Here is a 20,729-nt window from a genome sequence, read left to right as displayed (position 1 = left end):
CTAGATTTCCAATTCTAATTTTTTCAGCATCTTAGTATTAATAGAAGCATCCTGGAATGTAAATAAAGAAGGAGATATATTAGTCTTTATAATATATTCATGTATTAATAGAAGCATCCTGGAATGTAAATTTATATGTAGGTGATGTAGAGATACATGATATATGGGTATTAATAGAAGCATCCTGGAATGTAAATATGCTCCGTGCTTGCGGATCGTTGATATAGTCTAGAGGTATTAATAGAAGCATCCTGGAATGTAAATACTTCTAGCGTAAAACCAGTTGCAACATGGGTAGCAGGTATTAATAGAAGCATCCTGGAATGTAAATAAGCCTAAATTTTCTTTTACTCTTTACGGTAAGACTAGTATTAATAGAAGCATCCTGGAATGTAAATTTGTTCATATAACTAGTAAATGCTGCTTCATAATAGTATTAATAGAAGCATCCTGGAATGTAAATCTTAGAAAAAAGAACCCATAAAAACCATACAACAAGGTATTAATAGAAGCATCCTGGAATGTAAATTATTTTTTATTGCATAAACATAGAAGTTTGATAATAGTATTAATAGAAGCATCCTGGAATGTAAATTCATGAGTGCATCATTTTGCCTAAAGTCCGCTATATGTATTAATAGAAGCATCCTGGAATGTAAATCTATATGATTATGGTTGCCATCGGACAACGGGAATAGTATTAATAGAAGCATCCTGGAATGTAAATTGAATTTCTCTTTATGAATATAAACCACGCCACTTGGTATTAATAGAAGCATCCTGGAATGTAAATACCTTATTAGGATTATACTCTAAGACTAATTTATAGTATTAATAGAAGCATCCTGGAATGTAAATATCGAAGGGGTAAGCATAGATGAAAAAGGCAATATAGTATTAATAGAAGCATCCTGGAATGTAAATATAAAAATAAATTTAGATAGAGGGAAATTAAAATGAGTATTAATAGAAGCATCCTGGAATGTAAATTACTATCTTTCTATGATCACAACGAGCTATTAAAAAGTATTAATAGAAGCATCCTGGAATGTAAATAAAGTTGTATTAAGTATAAGCTTCAGAGCTTCTTGGAGTATTAATAGAAGCATCCTGGAATGTAAATGATACCTGGACTTGAAATAATGCGATCTTCTAAAAAAGTATTAATAGAAGCATCCTGGAATGTAAATACTGTAAGTAATTCATCTAGTGTAAAAATATGAAGCGTATTAATAGAAGCATCCTGGAATGTAAATAGTCCTATAACCTTGCCAATATACTTATCTGTATCTAGTATTAATAGAAGCATCCTGGAATGTAAATTATATCGACTACTTCGATATGGTTCAAGGCTTTAAGGGTATTAATAGAAGCATCCTGGAATGTAAATTATAGTTAGAATGTTATTCATTTAACTCTTAATTATTGTATTAATAGAATCATCCTGGAATGTAAATCTACTTCAAGGCAGTCGCGGCAAAGTAATAGGTTATGTATTAATAGAAGCATCCTGGAATGTAAATTAAGTAATTTGGCTATAAACAATACTGATGTTGACATGTATTAATAGAAGCATCCTGGAATGTAAATCAAGCAGCTTAGCAGACAGCGCACTAAGGCACCTAGTATTAATAGAAGCATCCTGGAATGTAAATTTAGGAGAGTGGGGCGGAGTAGCTTACTATAGCAGCGTATTAATAGAAGCATCCTGGAATGTAAATGAAGATGTATACCTAGAACGTGGACAAAGAGTTAAAGTATTAATAGAAGCATCCTGGAATGTAAATACTTTTTAGAAGAAATTATTCGTAGGGTATATCCAAGTATTAATAGAAGCATCCTGGAATGTAAATTATGCTTATAAGATCATTACAAATTGGTCTTTTATGTATTAATAGAAGCATCCTGGAATGTAAATTTTATAGGAGCTATATGCTTGAGTGAGTGGTTTTATGGGTATTAATAGAAGCATCCTGGAATGTAAATCCCTGTATCTGTATATTGTCTAACATAGTGAGCAACGTATTAATAGAAGCATCCTGGAATGTAAATTTGGTTTGGACTATTATTGTTCTAAAGGACATACTGTATTAATAGAAGCATCCTGGAATGTAAATAAGATTACTCTTTGTGCAAATAACATAGCCATCATTAGTATTAATAGAAGCATCCTGGAATGTAAATCTAGAATAGTTGGTGTTAATGCAATAATAGATGGATTGTATTAATAGAAGCATCCTGGAATGTAAATATTTTTGAAGTCTGTAACCGTTATATTATTACTGCTGTATTAATAGAAGCATCCTGGAATGTAAATAGCGTAAAAGGGCAGAAAGAGAGCAGCAGAAGAACGTATTAATAGAAGCATCCTGGAATGTAAATAAGTTTCTATCGTCTATTGCAAGTGAATTTTGAGCGGTATTAATAGAAGCATCCTGGAATGTAAATCAGCTAGAAGTAAAAGTAATACTCACAGAATTGATAAGTATTAATAGAAGCATCCTGGAATGTAAATATCTACATCACTATCAAGTAATCCAACTGCATCTGCGTATTAATAGAAGCATCCTGGAATGTAAATAAAAACAATGTTACCTATAAGCACAACCCAAACATCGTATTAATAGAAGCATCCTGGAATGTAAATTCTTACTATGATGTACAACTTAGTATGAAGTCTGGTAGTATTAATAGAAGCATCCTGGAATGTAAATTAAATAGTATGTACTTATTGCCGGAAGCCAAAGCTGGTATTAATAGAAGCATCCTGGAATGTAAATTTAGACCGCCTAAATAGATATTCATAATCTCTCTTGGTATTAATAGAAGCATCCTGGAATGTAAATATAGGCGCGGCAGTAGGCGCTGCGGTAGGTGGTTTGTATTAATAGAAGCATCCTGGAATGTAAATCAAAAAAGATGTAGACCATGAACTGGGAAAGCATCAGGTATTAATAGAAGCATCCTGGAATGTAAATTTGGATGTGGTTGCTGTGATAGTTGTTGCATCCTTAGTATTAATAGAAGCATCCTGGAATGTAAATTGTTCATCTATTAACCATACTTGTATCATAGTACCGTATTAATAGAAGCATCCTGGAATGTAAATATTCTCCTCACGATCTGTTCTATGTAGCATATATCGTGTATTAATAGAAGCATCCTGGAATGTAAATTATCCAGAAGCGCATGAGAATGCACGATTTATAGAGTATTAATAGAAGCATCCTGGAATGTAAATAAATCAGTCTTGCAACAATGACCGCTACTATTGCGAGTATTAATAGAAGCATCCTGGAATGTAAATTGACTAAACCCTGCCCATTCTCTGCATTCTTTGCTGTATTAATAGAAGCATCCTGGAATGTAAATCAGGAAGAGTATATAATGTTGTCGCCCCTGTTGATATGTATTAATAGAAGCATCCTGGAATGTAAATTTCCCTGTTAGTACTTGTAGTCACCATATTAGCTTCGTATTAATAGAAGCATCCTGGAATGTAAATAATGGTACAATGTGTGCATCCTATGAACAATGGAAGTATTAATAGAAGCATCCTGGAATGTAAATGTCATTTTTTCGACTTCCTTATAACTATTAGATTTTAGTATTAATAGAAGCATCCTGGAATGTAAATTCTTGAAACTTATCTATTGTGCAGCTATAACCTCTAGTATTAATAGAAGCATCCTGGAATGTAAATATCGGTAAAGCAACTGCAACCATTCCTAAAATTTCAGGTATTAATAGAAGCATCCTGGAATGTAAATGAAGAAAAACAAGAGGCGAAATCATCGATATGACAGAGTATTAATAGAAGCATCCTGGAATGTAAATGTATTTCTAATAAGGCTCGCAAGTTCAATAATTGTAGTATTAATAGAAGCATCCTGGAATGTAAATGATGCAGAGATAGTCATAGGAGGTAGTCCTTGCCAGGTATTAATAGAAGCATTCTGGAATGTAAATACAAGTGAAAAATGTTGATTCTCTTCTAAAAGGTTAGTATTAATAGAAGCATCTTGGAATGTAAATGAGATCAAACTTGAGGTGAATAGACTTGAGTATAATGAGTATTAATAGAAGCAGCTTGGAATTTTAGGGGATAGCCATAGAAACAATGATTTTCATCATTTTCCAATTTCAAGTAGCATCAATTTGAAAATCTTACGGCCATATTTAAAATCTTAAATACTATTTTTGCGACATTTACAGGTTTTGGTGTTGCTATATGAAGTGTGACCGTGGATACAAGCACTATTACCAGCAAGAGTAAGATTTTGTTTTTGGATAAGTTTAAAGAAAGGATTAATTGCAATAAGAGTAAAATCTTTTGAAGTAAACGTTCAGCTCTAGTTGGAAAAGAATGAAAGGTTTCACATGGAAAGATAATAGGCCTGTCAACATGAGAATGACAAGGTTATAAAATTTCTCTAAGAGTATTTCAAGCAAGGCAGTACAGTTTAGAAATAGAAGATTCAAAGGATATGATTATTTTGGAAAAGGATCTGTATAAAGAAGAGTGTCTAGAGATGCATAATGTTAAAATTATGGACAAGGAATAATTGATGTTATTAAGAACTTTATTAATAAGTAAGCAGGTGGAAAATTTGATTGATTTACCCAAAAATAGTGAAGTGGATATTAGGATATTTGGAACGCTATTAGAGTATAAGATACTAAGTGCAAGCTATAAGCCTTTTTGGTTAAGTGGCATTATTAAGGAAGTTATAAATGGGAAAAGAGAGATAGGTTTTAAAGAGATTGTATGTCATATGATAAGTAGTGCATGGTATCCTATTGTGCAATATAAGCTTAGTTTTGGCCAATCAGATAAACTTGGAGATATTGTAGAGTATATAAGAGATCAACACGAGATACCTGCAGATGAAAAGGAACATGTACTTTTTAAGACACTTTATGAACTTCAAGATAAAGAGGTTATCAAATATATAGAGGGACTTTATAAGCTTGTACCATACAGGATGCTATCGCCTTTTTATGGAGAGTTACTTAGAGGCACTCCAGAAAAAGAGAAGAATAGGAAAATTACAGAATATGCATTAAAGGATGAGAATGCATTCTATAAAATTTATCCTAAACAAAAGATGATTGTAATAGGTGAAAACTGGTATAAGTATTTAGTAGAGAATCAAAATATTATTTATGGGTGGATTAATTACAAGCTCATCTATTTCTTGCAGAAGAAGAATCCTAATGTACCTGCTATTCCACTAAAGGTTAAGCCACCATATAAAAGGGATTTAAGTAAAGCTGAAAAGATGTGGCGATCCTTTAATAGATTTGTATTATTAAAAGATATTTACATTAATAAAAGATTTGATGAATATAATCTAGAACGCTATGGGCAACTTAGCATTGATCATTTTATTCCATGGAGTTTTGTGCTGCATGACGAAATGTGGAACCTAATCCCAAGTTTTAAGAATATTAATAGTTCGAAAAGTAATAGACTACCTGATATGGATACTTATTTTAATGACTTTTGCCAAATACAATACGGTGCTTTTAACTTTATGAGAAGTCATACACAAATGAAACCACTACTAGAGGATTATTTACATATTAATATTCCGCTGAAATTTGCTCATAAAAAAGGATTACAAAATGTTGATGAAGAAGAATTTAAAAAGGCTCTTACTAATACCATATTACCACTTTATCAAATTGCATATAATCAAGGATATGGCATATGGAAGTATAAGGAATACGAAAATAACAATAGTGAGAACTGCTTCTATAATATAAATTCAGAACAAGAAGTGGATATTGTAGCAGAAGAATCTAGTGAAAGTTACTTAAAGAATATCAAAAAGGAATAAAGCTTTAAGCTACACTCTTAAGGAGGTAATGGATTTTAGAACTTTAACTTATTATTGAGACGGGCTTAAGGTAAAAAATATTAATTTAATGCTTTAAAATAATAAAAATAATGGCGAGGGAAAGTGACATGGCTAACTATTATAACAATAATGCCAAAGAATTCTTTGATGGAACAGTTAACGCTAATATGAGTGAACATTACACAGCTTTTCTGGGGAAACTCCCGCAAGGCGCACACATATTGGATGCTGGATGTGGCTCGGGACGAGACAGCTTAAACTTTAAGAAGCTTGGATACCAAGTAACAGCCATAGATGCTTCAAGTGAGCTTTGCAAAATGGCAAAAGATTATATAGGACAAGAGGTATTACAACTAAGATTTCAGGACATAACCTTTGAAAAATGCTTTGACGGCATATGGGCATGTGCATCTCTCTTGCATGTCCCAAGTACAGAACTGAGAAGTGTAATCGGCAAGTTGACAAAGGCTTTAAAACCAGGAGGTATTCTATTTGCAACTTTTAAGCACGGAACTTTTGAAGGAGAGAGAAATGGACGTTACTTTCATGATCTAACAGAAGAGAAAGCCATAGAGTTATTTACAAGTGAGGGGATTAAATTAGAAGAAATGTGGATAACCAAGGATGTAAGACCAGAACGTGTGGATGAATTTTGGCTGAATATCATTGCAACCAATATAAGAAAAATTTCTTATCAATCAATTGATGAGTACATTGCACAATTTCCGGAGCAAGTTCAAATAATACTTGAAGAATTAAGAAAAGCTATAAAAGAATCAGCACCAGATGCCCAGGAGAAAATTAGTTATCAAATGCCTACCTTTTCCTTACATGGTAATTTGGTGCATTTTGCTGCTTTTAAAAAGCATATAGGATTTTATCCCGCACCTACTGGGATTGAGGCATTTAAACAGGAACTGTCAGGATATAAAGGTGCAAAAGGCTCGGTTCAATTTCCTATAGATAAACCACTGCCTTATGATTTAATACGTAAGATTGTTAAATATAGAGCAGCAGAAAACATTAAAAAGGCAGAAAGTAAATTGAAAAAGAAATGATATAATGGAGAAAAATATATGCAAATATTTGAATACGGAGATAAAGAAGTAGATTATCTAAAACGCAAAGACAAAAAGCTCGCTAAAGCCATAGAGCGAATAGGAAAGATCGAACGTGAGATTACACCAGATCCATTTATAGCACTTGTATCAAGCATTGTTAGCCAGCAAATTTCAAATAAAGCAGCTGAAACAGTTTGGAACAGGCTGTATAAGCTGCTTGGAGAGATTACGCCAGTAAGCATTGCAAGTACAGAGCTTGAGGCTATTGGGAGCTGTGGTATGTCTGTAAGGAAAGCTGGCTATATAAAAGGCATTGCTGATGCAGCGCTATCTGGGGAAGTAGATTTTGCCACACTTCATACAATGACTGATGAAGAGATTATAAAACTACTTACTAAGTTAAACGGAGTGGGTGTTTGGACTGTAGAGATGCTGCTCATATTTTCACTTGGAAGGCCCAATGTATTAAGTTATAAGGACCTCGCCATTTGCAGAGGCATGATGAGGTTATATAACCTTAAAGAACTTCCGAAAGAGAAATTCGAAGTTTACCGCAAGCGTTATGCGCCTTATGGCTCAGTTGCCTCGCTATACTTATGGGCACTATCGGTTGACTAGGTTGGCAGCTAGAGGGATCTTATAGGAGAAAGACTTATCTGTCTAATAGGCAAGTTTAAAAAGGCTTTAAAGTGAAGAACATGAATTTGTAGATTTTAATTTACTAGTGCAGGAGCTAGGAGTAGATGAATAGTAAATATAAAATAATTGTATTACTGTCACTTAAATGCTTTTAATAATTTAGGTATAACTTTAAAGGGGACTGGTGCAGCTGTTACTTGGCTGAGTGTTCCTGCAAAAATCAATTCTAATTCAGCACAATAAAAGAGCCACGAGCCAGTAGCGCCAGTGTGTCCAATTAAATCAGGGATAGGGCTAAATGGCGTCATAAAACGTGGTATTTTAAAGCGCATCATGCCAAGTCCATACTGTATGGGCCATCCAGGAGCCAAAAGACTAAATCCAAAATCGAAGGTCTGCCACATGCCACACATCATGTCTAAAGTTTCCTTATTTTCAAATACTTGGCCCGCTATAAGCGCTCTCATAAACGCAGTTAAGTCCGCTAAAGTGCTGTTAAGATCACCAAAAGACCGGATGCCAAGGGGTTTGTTGTCAAAGGCAATATCTCCGATCCAGACAGCAGCGGCAGGTTTTGACTGAGAAAGAGGCGTACTTCCAGGATGAAAAGTGCTAGTTAAGTTTAAAGGCTTAAATAAATAATCCTTAAAAGCTTCTTCTATACTTTGATGCGTTACAGCTTCTATAATAGCGATTAAAATTTGAAAATTTGTATCAGAATAACGCACGCGATATTTTGAGCTGGTCAGCGGCTGGGGTTCAAATAAAGGTTTTTGTGCTTTGCGGACAATTTGAAGCACATCGTTAGTAGTCCAAGCCTTGTCATCGCCTTCTAGTATTTCATCTATAATTGTTTTCTTGTTGCCTGACTTAATTTCTAAATAATCTGGAATGCCTGAGGAATGGCTAAGCAGGTGCCGGATAGTTAACTGATCGTAGTAATCCACACCTTTAACTACATGCACGCCTCTTAGCATATCCTCTGGCAGATGCGCTATAATGAAGTCATCAATAGAGAGTTTGTGGGATTCGTGGAGCTTTAGAATGGTTGAAGCAATGAATAACTTTGTTATACTTGCAATCCAAAATGGGGTATCGACGTCCATAGGGGTTCCATCAGATTGTGCGATGCCTTTAGCACCAGCCCATTTGAATGATCCGTCCAGACTTTCTACTGAGAAAATAGCATGACGAATGCCTTTTAGGGCAATCAATTGTTCTAGAGTATCCTGTAGTAGTTGTGTACACAGTGTATTTTTCATATCATTAAAGCCTCCTCTTTAATATGCTTATAGGTATAGAGAAACAACATATAAACTTGAGTTATTCATCACTATAATGTTGTTTCCCAGAATGATTTCACATCAAATATTATCGTGAATAACTAAAATTTAAAGATGTGAAATCTATATAATGCACATTTAGTCAAACATCCAATAGATGATAAAAAAAGTATAGCATAAAAGCCAATTAAAATGGAGAAATCATGCCAGAAAGTATTGCCGATGTAATTCTTGAGGACGGACTGATATAATAATTAACTATTTTTGGAAATTCTCTTGACGGAGGATTTTTTTTTTAAGTTATTGTGTTCATAAATGAATAAGTGAACTTAGTGGGTGACATAAATGGCCTATATTTGGATTTATATATGGAGCATAGCCTTTTCATTTTTCTTTTATGTTTTAATGCCTAGGTTAACAAAGGATGAAGTGGAAGTCAGAATAACTAAGCATGGGGAGCCCGTTCATTATCTATGGACTGTCACTATTTTTTTTGTACCAATTTTTAATACTATTATAGCTATATGGGAAATAAAGATGATTATGGGCTTTCTTAGAAGAGATTAATGTTTAAAAAGGCTTAAAATATAAAACATTCAATAAGAACTGTGAACTATATTTCATGACGTAAAAATGATGCTTCATGCAGGCAATGAAATATAGTAAAACTTTTCATTTATCATAAGGGCATAGATCACACAGAGGAAGTATCTGTTTGACTAATAAACTTAAGAAAGTTATGTAGGGTGGATTAAAGTGAAAACAAAAATTAAAATTTTAATGAAAAAAATGTTAAACGTGTTACTTGTTCTAACTTTAGGGTTTTCTTTATCTAGTATCACCTATGGTAATGAAATTGGCTATTATGATATTAGGGAAGTTGATATAGCCAAGGCTATGAATACTGATTTATCGAACAATGTCATTACAAAAAATCTATATGTAAAGTATGAAGAGAAAATGAGAACTTACGGTTTTGATAAAATGTATGATAATCAAAGCGCAAGATCTGATGAACTTGTAACAAGAGCAGAAGTATTAAAACTCGCATTAAGTGTAACTTTCAATACGGATAATCTAGATGGGTATTCTGAAAAAGAAGAGGAATATCCAAATGCAGCATGGGTTAACTATGCAAAAATGATGGGGGTTACTAAGGAAGATATAAACATTACTAATTACAAAGATCAAGCAACGTATAACGAGGCTATATCCTATTTTGAGGCATGCAGACTATTGTTCAAAAAAGACTTGCCTGTGGGATCAGTAGAACAGGCAGTAATAAAGGATAGGACAGCAAATGAAGAGGATTATCTATTCAAAGGGCAGTTAAATGAGCTAGCTGTTAATTATGCCGAGCAGTATCATAAAGAAAATTGCGGCATTGTAAAGGCATTGGATGTTAGACTCAATAAAACAAGTGTTTATCCTGGGGATAGCTTTGCTGTTTTTGTTTCCAATACGGATTTGGCTGAAAACTTTTCTGTGAGTGCACCCTTTTACAATAAGCCCATTCAATTCTATAAGTACGAAGATGGATTTGTTGGTTTGATACCAGTTTACGCTTGGTCTACCCCAGGCAAATATCAAATTCAGGTTTCTGACGTACGAACAAAACGGCTGACCACTTTAGAGGTTAAAATCTTCCCCAAAACTTTTGATGTTCAATATCTTAAAGTATCAAAATCTACTGCAGCTATTGCCACAACTAATAATTCTGCAAAAGATCAAGTGCATTTTGATGCTGCAAGAGCTAATCCTATTCAGGAAAAATTATGGAACGGCGCATTTATTCAACCTGCTAAGGGGAGAATTACGACTGATTATTGCGCAACACGTTACACAAATGACAATCCTACGCCTAGCAGACATCTTGCTATTGATATTGCAAATAATACTGGAACGCCAATAATGGCTTCTAACAATGGCAAGGTGGTATTAGCCAAAAAACTTATTATCACTGGCAATACCATAGTCATTGATCACGGATTGGGTGTTTTCACCTCATACTTTCACCTAAGTAAAATCTTAGTGAAAGAAAAAGATTTCGTTAAAAAAGGAGATATTATTGGCAAAATGGGATCAACGGGTTACTCAACAGGACCGCATCTTCATTTTGCTATATGGAAAGATGGTACGTTTTTAAACCCTTGGACCTTTTTTGAGAAAGATCCTATTGAATTTAAATAAATCATTTATAAAGTAGTTGTAACAATAGGGAGGCAAGGAATGGATTTAAAGAAATATTATGCATTAATGATAGTGCTATCCATAGTAGTACCGCCTGGGTTATTGCAAGCAAAGGTTTTGGATTCAAAACCGATTTATACGGCAGGCATAAGTGAAAAAACAAATCGCGCGATAGAAAAGATAAATACTACATATAGTGATATTACAGAATTAATTACAATAGGAAAGTCTGCTAAAGAAGGAACAGAAATCAAAGCCATAAGACTGGGAAAAGGGGACAAAAATATACTTATTAATGGTGGGCATCATGGGAGGGAAGCTTTAACAACTATTTTAGTTTTAGACCAGCTAGATTATCTTGCAGAAGCTTATACCAATAATGAGACGATTAATGGTTATAACGTAAGGGCTCTTTTAAATACGGTTTCAATATGGTTTGTACCCTTACTCAATCCAGATGGAGCGGACCTCGCCATGAGTACATTACCGAGTTGGAAAGCGAATGGAAGAGGGGTAGATCTCAATAGAAACTATCCTACTTTATATGCAACTGTAAAACTAAGCAAAGCTCCCGGTGCTAAAGGGTATCCAGGGACAGCGCCTTTTTCAGAGACGGAAACACAAGCGCTTAGAGATTTATGTTATGAGAAAGATTTTCAGGCGGCAATCGCCTATCATAGTGCAGGGCAAGTTATTTATTGGTGGTATCATCAGACAGGAAAGGCTTATGCTAAATCAGCAGAGCTTGCAGGAATACTATCTCAGATGACCGGCTATGCTTTGGTACCGCCTAGCGAATCTACAGGGGGCCTTGGGTTTACAGATTGGTTTATACAAGAATTTGATAGGGCTAGCTTTACATTAGAAATTGGCAAGACAGTGAACCAAAAGCCACTCAAATGGGGCGAATATCAAGAAATATGGGAAAAAAATAAAAATATTCCATTACAGCTAGCGGCTGAAGTGATAAGGCTAAATAAGCGACCGTGGGAAACCACTATAGATGATCAAAGTATTAGAGGTGAATTACTATTTGGAAGTGCTGTGGTTCCTGTAAGAGATGTGAGCAAAATCATGGATTTAAGCTATAGCTATGATGCAATTGCCAAAACAGTGACAATAAGTAAGGCAGATCAGACGCTCATATTTACACTTAATGCAAAAGAAGCACTACATAATAACGATCAAGTGACCCTGCCCGTTCCAGCCTATCAGGAAAATGGCACAAGCTATGTACCGCTGCGAACAGTTTTAGAACTATTTAGCGTGGTAAGCATTTAAAAAAATACATTATTTAAAAAGGGTGAGCTATATTTCATGACGTAAAAATGATGTTTCATGCAGATGATGAAATATAATAAAATCTTTCATTTATAATAAGTGTGTAGATCACACAGCGAAAGGCTCTGCTTTTGGAATGGGGATTTGTTACTGGGCAATTCTTTTTATGATGAAAAAGTAGAACTAGAAAGATTTATGAATTGTTATTTAGGAAAACTCATTAGAGGTAGTATTGCGAAGTTTGAAATAAATGAGATTTAGGAGGATGCAAAGATGAAAAAACGAATGTTGTACGTAACCTTATTGGCAGTTAGTGCAATAACAATGCCAGCTTTGGCAAATACCAGTTTTAAATTTACCGAGAATGGCCCAATCTATACAATTGATGGCAAGACCTATTCTCCAGAGGACTTTAATAAAATGGGAGAATTGCCAGAAAATATTGATGATGCTTTATACGGAAGTAACTTCCTGATTGAGAACGGTGAACTCATTAACTATTTTGGCTCTGAAAGTAAGATTGTTATACCAAATACTGTGAAAATAATTGGTGAAGGTTCAATATCAGACAGAACAAAAATTGAAAATGTAACTATCGGCAATAGTGTAACAACTATAGGAATGGCCGCCTTTAGAAATTCTATAGGCTTGAAGAGTATCAATATTCCTAACAGTGTTACTTCTATAGGGGATTTTGCCTTCCAAAATTGTACCTCATTACGTGAAATAAAAATACCAAGCAGTGTCAAATCCATTGGGGAGGATGCTTTTGCAGCAGAACAAGCTGTTAACCCGCTTGGCGATATGAGTTCAAAACCATTGCCTAAATTAGTGGTCACTGTAGAACCAGGCTCTTATGCAGAAAAATACGCAAAGGAAAATGGTCTTACTTACAAAACAGTTTCTACGCCAATAACCGCTAAGCCGCTTACCTCAAAGGTATCGGTAGACGGAGTACAAAAGACCCTTGAGGCGTATACAATAAGCGGCGGTAGCTATTTCAAAATCCGAGATCTGGCTTGTTTGCTAAAAGGCTCAAAGAAACAGTTTAATGTGACTTTGGACGGTGCAAAAAAAGAAATCACAATGCAAAGTAATAAATCCTATAAAGCTGTAAAAGGCGATTTGGCAAAGGGTGATGGAAAAGCTAAAACCGCCACACTCAGTACCTATAAAATCAATATAGATGGCAAAGAAGTTAAGCTTACAGCTTATATTATTGCTGGAGCCACCTATTTTAATCTGGACGATATAATGAAAGCATTTAATGTAGAAACAACTCAGGATACAGCTAAAAATACCATTACTATAAATACAAAAAAATAGAAAAGTGTAGAGCTTGTGAAAACACTGAAAGATGAACATATGCGCTTGCAAAGTATCTAAAATCTTAAATTAACTATTTTTGGAAATCCTCTTGACGGAGGATTTTTTTTAAGTTATTGTGTTCATAAATGAATAAGTGAACTTTGTGGGTGACAACAATGAATCAAGAAAAATATATCAGAGTCTTAGAAGAAACAATAAACAAATTACAGGAAGAAAATCATGAATTGAAGAGGAAATTAAAATCCGGGGGACGTAAGGAGAAGTTAAACACCAGAACTAAGGCTTATATGAGATTAGATAAAGAGGCGGGAGCTACTATAAGAGATCTAGCTGAAAAATATGAATGCAGCATCGGACTAGTGCATAAAACACTGAATGAAGGAAAGGAAGTAAGTACTATGGATAAGGTTTTAGATTTTGAAATACTTAATAAAGACGATGCAAGATATAGCAAAATGGCTGCACAGCAGATGTTTTCCAGAAACAAGATTTAATAAAGACCAACTTCTTCAGGATCTAGGACTTAGGACCTATTCTCCTTTATCTATTGTAAAAAAGACCCATGGTCTACAGTTTGAAAGATTATTACTGGGTACGGTTTAAAGGAGAAAGGTTGTGTTATGATGATATCAAGATCAGAGATTAGGGTTAATCAGCAAGATAGGCGCGAAACCAGTTCATCCAGTAAAGGCAATCAAATTAAATGGTTTAAAGACGGTTATTGGTTAAAAGCTAATACATTTGGTTATGAGGATTTGGCGGAATGGTTTGTATCGGAGACGCTGAAGTTATCAAACCTAGATCAAGAAGAGTATATTACGTATGATTTGTGTTCTATTATTGAAGAAGATAGGGTTTGGGAAGGGTGCTTATCAAAGAACTTTACCAAATCAGGAGATCTATAAATAACCTTCAGGAGATTATTTGGAATGAAGACAGGCATTTAAATAACCTGGCTGTTATTTATAATGATGAGAGCGAATTTAGAATATGTCCAATTTTTGATAATGGACTATCTTTACTATCAGATACATCAGCTTATCCTACTTACACAAGTAATGCTATCTTGTTAAGGCAAGTAAAAGCAAAGCCTTTTAGCCAGAACTTTAAAAAGCAGATGCAGGTACTCGGAAATGGAATGAGGATAGATAGGAAGAGTTTAGTAGGTTTTATGAAAAATCATCAACAGGGGCTAGGGCGAATTCAGGCCATTATGGAAACAAGCATGAATATGTACCCTGAGGTTTTTATTTAATCCTTTTTATCACTCAATTTTTAGTTAGATAGATAATTGTAAATGATTATTTTATGTTTTAATGCCTATACTAACAGAGGACAGATCTTATTTCTTCTAGTATTTATTTTTTGATCAATCAAGCTTGCTTATAGGACTAGCAGTACTATCTTAACTAATTAGGAGGAATTCGTATGAAAGAATTAGTATTATATTATTTTGATGGGTGCCCTTTTTGCTATAAAGTGAGAAAGTTTTTAGAGGGTAAGTCTATTGATATCACCTATAAAAATATTCATACTGACGACGAGGCATATAATACATTAATTAAGGTGGGTGGCAAGTCACAAGTGCCATGTTTATTTATTAATGGCAATCCTCTTTATGAGTCTGAGGACATCATCACATGGTTTAAAAACAACGCATAACAGAGAAAGACCTATCAATTGTACAAAAGCCCACAAATATAAAACATTCAGGGAGTCTTAGTGTTAGCGCACTAAGGCTTTCTTTAAATTGATTGTAACACAAACTATAAAAATAAACGATTAAAAGCTAAATTCATTATAGCATAGATGATCATAAGGTTTATAAGCATTATAGGGGAGGGGATATAGCATATAAAAGAAATGGCATCTAGGCTAAAGACTTTATCTATTTGCAAAGATATGTTAAAATAAGGAAATTAAGGCTAGTCCTAATAAGCGGGAGACGGTGATCAACATGGATCTATTTGAGCAAATAAAAAAAGGAGAAGGTAAAACTATCGAATTTAAAGAAAAATTTCCTTCTGCTGAGAAACTTATAAAGACAATAGTTGCTTTTGCAAATATGGCTGGGGGAAAGCTGATTATTGGGGTGGCGGATACAGGAGCAGTTATAGGCGTTGAAGACTTAGATATTACAAAGCAAATGGACCGCATATCTAATATACTTCATGATTCTATATATCCTATTATCATTCCTGATATTTATGCTCAGGCGATTAAAGATAAAACAGTATTAGTTGTAGAAGTGTATCCAAGTCCCCTTAAACCTCATTTTTTAAAGAGCATAGGTAAAAGAGACGGCACTTATATAAGAGTGGGCGCAACCAATAAAAAAGCAGACATAGAATACATTCAGGAACTAGAAAGACAAAAACTAAATATCTCTTATGATGAAGACTTTTGGATGCAGCAACAAGAAGACTTTGATCTTAGTTCTATAATCAATATATTATCTGTTCATTTAAGCCGTGAAGTAACTGAAAAAGATTTAGTTAATTTAAAGTTATTGAAAAATGAGTTGAAATCAGTTCGACTGACCAATGCGGTACCTATTTTACTAGGTATTTATGAGCAGGTTCAGATAAAGTGTGCGCGTTTTAAAGGCGAGACAATGGATGTTTTTATTGACCGCAAAGAATTTAACGGAGATCTTTTTGTGCAACTAGAAAATACTATGAAGTTTTTATTGGCTAATATTAACCTACATGGAGAGGTAGGCGAGGACTTTGTTACACGTATTGACGAATACGAAATTCCACCGGAAGCACTTCGTGAAGCTATAGTAAATGCGATTATTCATAGAGATTATAGCATGACAGGTTCGGATATTAAGGTAGCAGTTTTTGATTCGCGTATTGAAATAACATCACCGGGAGGTCTGCCAAAAGGAATCACAATTGAAGATGTACTTGGTGGGCGATCAGAAATAAGAAACAAGGTTATTGTAAGGATCTTTAGAGAGGCTAAGATAGTAGAACAGTGGGGAAGAGGCGTGCAGCGGATTATTCAGCTGTGCGAAAATAAAGGATTAAAAAAACCAGATATTATTGAATCAGGTATGTTTGTGAAGTTTATCCTCTATAGAAAATCGGACGCAAAATCGGACGCAAAATCGGACGCAAAATCGGACGCAAAATCGGACGCAAAATCAAATGAGGCTTTGTATGTGCAAAAAGTATTATCTTATTTACAGGAAAATAAAACAATTAGTATTTCACAAGCGATGCAGGTGCTCGGATTATCTAAATCCAGAACTAATGACATTTTAAAGAATATGGTTAAAGAGGAGATTCTTGAAAAACAAGGACTAAGCAGAGCCACAAAATATAGAATAAATAAGTGAACTTTGTAGGGGAGAACAATGAATCAAGAAAAATATATCAGAGTCTTAGTGTTAGCGCACTAAGACTTTTTTTAAATTTATTACCGTCACTTAAATGTTTTTAATAATTTAGGTATGACTTTAAAGGGGACTGGAGCAGCAGTTACTTGGCTGAGTGTTCCTGTGAAAATCAATTCTAGTTCAGCACAATAAAAGAGCCATGAGCCAGTAGCACCAGTGTGTCCGATTAAGCCGGGGATAAAGAAATAGAATCTTTAAGTAGGTACATTTAATTTGCGATACTGACCAGGGGCAAGGTCGTTGTATTTTTTGAAATAGCGCTCAAAGCTTTGGTGATTGCTATAGCCTACTTCGACGGCAATCTCTTTGACGGTCAAGTTAGATGAAATGAGAAGTTTTTTCCCCTCTTCGATGCGAATCTCATTAATATAATCAGCAATATTTTGAGATTCCATTTCTTTAAATAGCTTAGATAAATAAGGATAGCTAATATTTAATGAATCAGCCACTTGGGAGACGCTGATACCTTCTTTGTAATGGTCATGAATAAACTGCTTAGCTTGATTCACATAGATATTTTCGTTGAGTTTTTCCAGTTTGTTATGCATAGCAATTTGTGTGCAGGTTTTGATAATAATATTTTCGAGCTCGTTGATATTTTCTGTATTTTCTAAGGCGTGATAAACATTAAAATCTAAGATCTCGTTTAAAGTAAACTTTGTTTCAAGCGTTGCGATGAGGATAAAGGTCACTTTAAAGAGTAAATCTAATGAATCTAGTTTCATTAGATGCTCAATAAATTGGTGGGTATGTAGTTCTATTTCTTTAAAATCATTTAAGGACACCGCATTAACAAGCTTATCTTGTATTTTGCTGGCGGAGCTATAGCGAAACGATATTTGTGCCTTATCGCAAGAACACAAAAATTCCTTTGGTGTACCAATGTATTTGTAATATTGAACAGAGCTTAAAGTGTTATTATACGTGTCGGGTACTTGGGTGAGCTGACTAAAGACATCACTTTTCCCGACATACTTACCGATATTAAATGATTCTTGAGAAATGCGGATAACACTTTGGGCTATTGAGGCGATGTTTGCCTTTTCTTCGGCACCGATTAAGATAACAAAATACTGATCCATCAGCAAAGTGAGTCCAGTGCCTAAGTTTTGGATATAAGCATTTAAAACTGAGAGAATATTAAAGGTTGTATCTGCATTAATGGGCATGGCGGCATTTTGCAGTTCGCTGCTGATTAAAAGTAATTGGTAATAGGGTGCGCTGATATTCAGGTGAGAAGACAGCATACGTTCGGAAAAAGCCTGGAACGTTAGGGTGCCATGGATAAAATCTTTGAAAGCATATTGATTAAGTGAATCTTGATAAACATAAGCCTGAGACTGGAAACGTTGGTTTTCGGTCTCTAATCGGTTAAACATGTCTCTAAAAAACTCGATCTCATCGGAATAGTCCTTTTTAGAGGTTGTAATATGCTCTTGTATCTCTTCGTTTAAACTTTTGATGGGTTTATAAATATAGCGGGTAGCAAAGATAGCTAATATAAAACTAATCACCAGCAATAAAAAGATATTAATAATGATAAACCACATTAAATAAGCCATATCTTGACGAAGTGCATCATGAGATACATACAAAGTACCCACCCACCCGTTGTATGGAAGGGCATATTGATAGGTATTGATAGCGGTATTTTCGGGATCATCAATAAAAGTATCCAGGGCAGGGATGGCAAACAGCATTTCTTCTTTATGAGAAGAAATGGCATAAGCTTCACCGGGAAGCATGGTGTACTTATTGATATAAGAAGCCAACTTGTTGACAGATATGTTGGCTAGAATGTATCTGTTCGGAGCTAATTGTACCGCCAGTGTAAGGATGTTTTGAGTAAACGATAAGGGCATAGCTTTTTTAAACATTGGATCAGATTCAATCCTTCGAATCGGCAGACGCTGGAGCTTTAATGAAGGATCTAATTGCTCAATCCACTCGGTATCATAAAAAAGCTGGATATCATTTGTTCCCGTTTTATCAATGAACAGGAAATCTGTCGTTGAATGATAGTAATACATCGAATCAATATAGTCATGTTTTAATTTAAAAGAAACAAGTTCATCCAGTAATAAAAGTACGGAGTCTATATCAGGTCGTATATTTTCAGTGGGATATATTTTGAAAATACGCGAACTATCTAGCTTCAAAAGATCGCTTTCTAAGTTATTCATGACCTGAGCAGTAAAAATACCAAGAGATTTTGATTTAAGCAGATGATAAGAATCTAAGTTAGCTTTTCGGCTTTGTGCATAATTGATAAAAAAAGACGTCATAAAAATAATCATTGGAATAAGAAGCGTTAATAGCAATGTTGTATAAGTTCGCATAAACATTTTCTTAGTTTTTTTTAAGAATGACATGGCGCCTCCTTTAATGCTTTTCCTTTGTTATTAAAATGTACCTAAAAAAGCGCTCGGAGTCAATAAAAAAGAGGGAAATATATATAAAATGATATGTTATGTTATATTTATACCTATTCATAGATGGAATCAGCGTATCAATAGATGCCAAACATAACATTTGAAAGGGAAAGCGCGATGTCAATAAGTCCTTAGAATAAAGCCTTAAAAATCAGAGATTATAAAATGATATAAAATAACACATTTGTACTCTTTAATAATTGTGCTATTTGATACATAATTAAAATCACAAAAACGAAATAAACGAAAAAAGTCACAAAAAAAAAGAAAGGGAGAGTGAATGGATGACAAATACGATATTTTCCATACGTTCAACACGTTCTGTTGAAAGAAAGAAAAAAAGCATATGGTTTTATATAAAAAGAGACATCTTATTATATTTACTATTGGTTCCAGCTCTTATATATTTTACGATCTTTAGATATGGGCCAATGGGCGGGCTTGTAATTGCATTTAAAAATTATAATATGTTTGAAGGTATTTGGGGAAGCGAATGGGTAGGCTTAGAGGTATTTAAAAAGATTTTCCAAGAAGATTTCTTTTGGCTTGCAGTTAAAAATACTGTACTTTTGAATTTGATAGTATTGGCTGTGAAGTTTCCATTATCAATCTTCTTATCCTTATTACTCAATGAGGTAACAAGCAAGACTTTTAAGAAGACAGCACAATCTATATTATATTTGCCTTATTTCGTATCATGGGTAACTATTGCGGGTATTGTTACGAATCTCTTTTCAATGAATAATGGTGCCGTCAATAACATGATTAAAGGAGCAGGCGGGGAGCCCATTCAGTTTTTACTGGAACATGGCTGGTGGATTACTGTCTATGTTTTTGCAAATACGTGGAAAGACGTAGGGTGGGGGACGATCATTTATATGGCAGCTTTATCAGGTGTCGATGAGTCTCTTTATGAAGCCGCTAAAATAGATGGGGCTGGGCGTATTAAATGTATATGGTACATTGCACTCCCAAGTATCAAGTCAACTATGGTAGTTATGTTTATTCTTTCAATCAGCCAGATGATGCATATTGGATTAGATGCACCGTTATTACTTCAAAACAGCAAAGTCATTGAAGTGGGAGAAGTATTAAGTACCTACGTTTATAAAATGGGGCTGCAGCGTGTTCAATACAGCTTTGCAACAGCAGTAGGATTATTCCAGTCCGTCATTAACATTACGTTGTTATTAATGGCCAACGCATTTGCAAAATTATTAGGCGAAGATGGCGTTATTTAGGAG

Annotated in this window: 14 protein-coding genes and 1 CRISPR repeat array (1 of these 15 cut by a window edge); of the genes, 12 read left to right on the top strand and 2 right to left on the bottom strand. The window is 34.5% G+C overall.

Annotated features, from left to right (window positions below):
• Nucleotides 1-4,103: a CRISPR direct-repeat array (repeat unit 30 nt; unit sequence GTATTAATAGAAGCATCCTGGAATGTAAAT); it reaches 1,420 nt to the left of the window's first position.
• Between the two features lie 507 nt (nucleotides 4,104-4,610).
• From BN3326_RS07410 to BN3326_RS07400, 3 genes are all read left to right on the top strand, one after another.
• Nucleotides 4,611-5,843: an HNH endonuclease domain-containing protein gene (locus BN3326_RS07410; RefSeq protein WP_069998562.1), complete on the top strand. Its 1,233-nt coding sequence runs from the start codon at nucleotides 4,611-4,613 to the stop codon at nucleotides 5,841-5,843.
• Nucleotides 5,844-5,971: 128 nt separating this feature from the next.
• Nucleotides 5,972-6,922, top strand: coding sequence for a DUF1801 domain-containing protein (locus BN3326_RS22655; RefSeq protein WP_083258583.1), 951 nt, complete (start codon nucleotides 5,972-5,974; stop codon nucleotides 6,920-6,922).
• Between the two features lie 18 nt (nucleotides 6,923-6,940).
• On the top strand, nucleotides 6,941-7,543 hold the full coding sequence (locus BN3326_RS07400; protein ID WP_069998561.1) for a DNA-3-methyladenine glycosylase family protein: 603 nt from the start codon (nucleotides 6,941-6,943) through the stop codon (nucleotides 7,541-7,543).
• Nucleotides 7,544-7,701: 158 nt separating this feature from the next.
• Here the strand turns inward: BN3326_RS07400 and BN3326_RS07395 are convergent, their stop codons facing one another.
• Nucleotides 7,702-8,826, bottom strand: coding sequence for a serine hydrolase domain-containing protein (locus BN3326_RS07395; RefSeq protein WP_069998560.1), 1,125 nt, complete (start codon nucleotides 8,824-8,826; stop codon nucleotides 7,702-7,704).
• Nucleotides 8,827-9,603: 777 nt separating this feature from the next.
• On the opposite strand from BN3326_RS07395, the gene BN3326_RS22530 reads away from it, so the two are divergent.
• The 8 genes from BN3326_RS22530 to BN3326_RS07350 all read left to right on the top strand — a co-directional run bounded on the left by BN3326_RS22530 (nucleotide 9,604) and on the right by BN3326_RS07350 (nucleotide 16,993).
• Nucleotides 9,604-11,037: a M23 family metallopeptidase gene (locus BN3326_RS22530; RefSeq protein ID WP_069998558.1), complete on the top strand. Its 1,434-nt coding sequence runs from the start codon at nucleotides 9,604-9,606 to the stop codon at nucleotides 11,035-11,037.
• 39 nt (nucleotides 11,038-11,076) lie between these two features.
• Nucleotides 11,077-12,318, top strand: coding sequence for a M14 family zinc carboxypeptidase (locus BN3326_RS07380; RefSeq protein ID WP_069998557.1), 1,242 nt, complete (start codon nucleotides 11,077-11,079; stop codon nucleotides 12,316-12,318).
• Between the two features lie 273 nt (nucleotides 12,319-12,591).
• A complete protein-coding gene (locus tag BN3326_RS07375) occupies nucleotides 12,592-13,644 on the top strand; it encodes a leucine-rich repeat domain-containing protein (protein ID WP_069998556.1) in 1,053 nt (350 codons plus the stop codon).
• Between the two features lie 158 nt (nucleotides 13,645-13,802).
• Nucleotides 13,803-14,141, top strand: coding sequence for a hypothetical protein (locus tag BN3326_RS07370; RefSeq protein ID WP_069998555.1), 339 nt, complete (start codon nucleotides 13,803-13,805; stop codon nucleotides 14,139-14,141).
• A 126-nt stretch (nucleotides 14,142-14,267) separates the two neighbouring features.
• Nucleotides 14,268-14,552, top strand: a complete 285-nt coding sequence (locus tag BN3326_RS07365; RefSeq protein WP_069998554.1) for a hypothetical protein — start codon at nucleotides 14,268-14,270, stop codon at nucleotides 14,550-14,552.
• Nucleotides 14,504-14,902 carry a hypothetical protein gene (locus BN3326_RS07360; protein ID WP_171903794.1) on the top strand — a complete coding sequence of 133 codons (399 nt, stop codon included), beginning with the start codon at nucleotides 14,504-14,506 and terminating at the stop codon, nucleotides 14,900-14,902. The genes BN3326_RS07365 and BN3326_RS07360 overlap by 49 nt, the downstream gene beginning before the upstream one ends.
• A gap of 173 nt (nucleotides 14,903-15,075) precedes the next feature.
• Complete coding sequence (locus BN3326_RS07355) at nucleotides 15,076-15,309, top strand: glutaredoxin family protein (RefSeq protein WP_069998552.1); 234 nt, start codon at nucleotides 15,076-15,078, stop codon at nucleotides 15,307-15,309.
• 295 nt (nucleotides 15,310-15,604) lie between these two features.
• The gene (locus BN3326_RS07350; RefSeq protein ID WP_083258582.1) at nucleotides 15,605-16,993 is read left to right on the top strand and encodes an ATP-binding protein; all 1,389 of its coding nucleotides are present in this window, start codon (nucleotides 15,605-15,607) and stop codon (nucleotides 16,991-16,993) included.
• 254 nt (nucleotides 16,994-17,247) lie between these two features.
• Here the strand turns inward: BN3326_RS07350 and BN3326_RS07345 are convergent, their stop codons facing one another.
• Nucleotides 17,248-19,425 carry a helix-turn-helix domain-containing protein gene (locus tag BN3326_RS07345; protein ID WP_069998551.1) on the bottom strand — a complete coding sequence of 726 codons (2,178 nt, stop codon included), beginning with the start codon at nucleotides 19,423-19,425 and terminating at the stop codon, nucleotides 17,248-17,250.
• A 344-nt stretch (nucleotides 19,426-19,769) separates the two neighbouring features.
• Between BN3326_RS07345 and BN3326_RS07340 the strand changes: the two genes are divergently transcribed.
• Complete coding sequence (locus BN3326_RS07340; RefSeq protein ID WP_069998550.1) at nucleotides 19,770-20,726, top strand: ABC transporter permease; 957 nt, start codon at nucleotides 19,770-19,772, stop codon at nucleotides 20,724-20,726.
• Nucleotides 20,727-20,729: the final 3 nt, after the last annotated feature.

This window comes from Cellulosilyticum sp. I15G10I2 (genome assembly GCF_900095725.1).
GTDB lineage: Bacteria > Bacillota > Clostridia > Lachnospirales > Cellulosilyticaceae > FMMP01.
The sequence above is the reverse complement of the archived record's forward strand: the minus strand, read 5'-3'. Positions and strand labels throughout refer to the sequence as shown.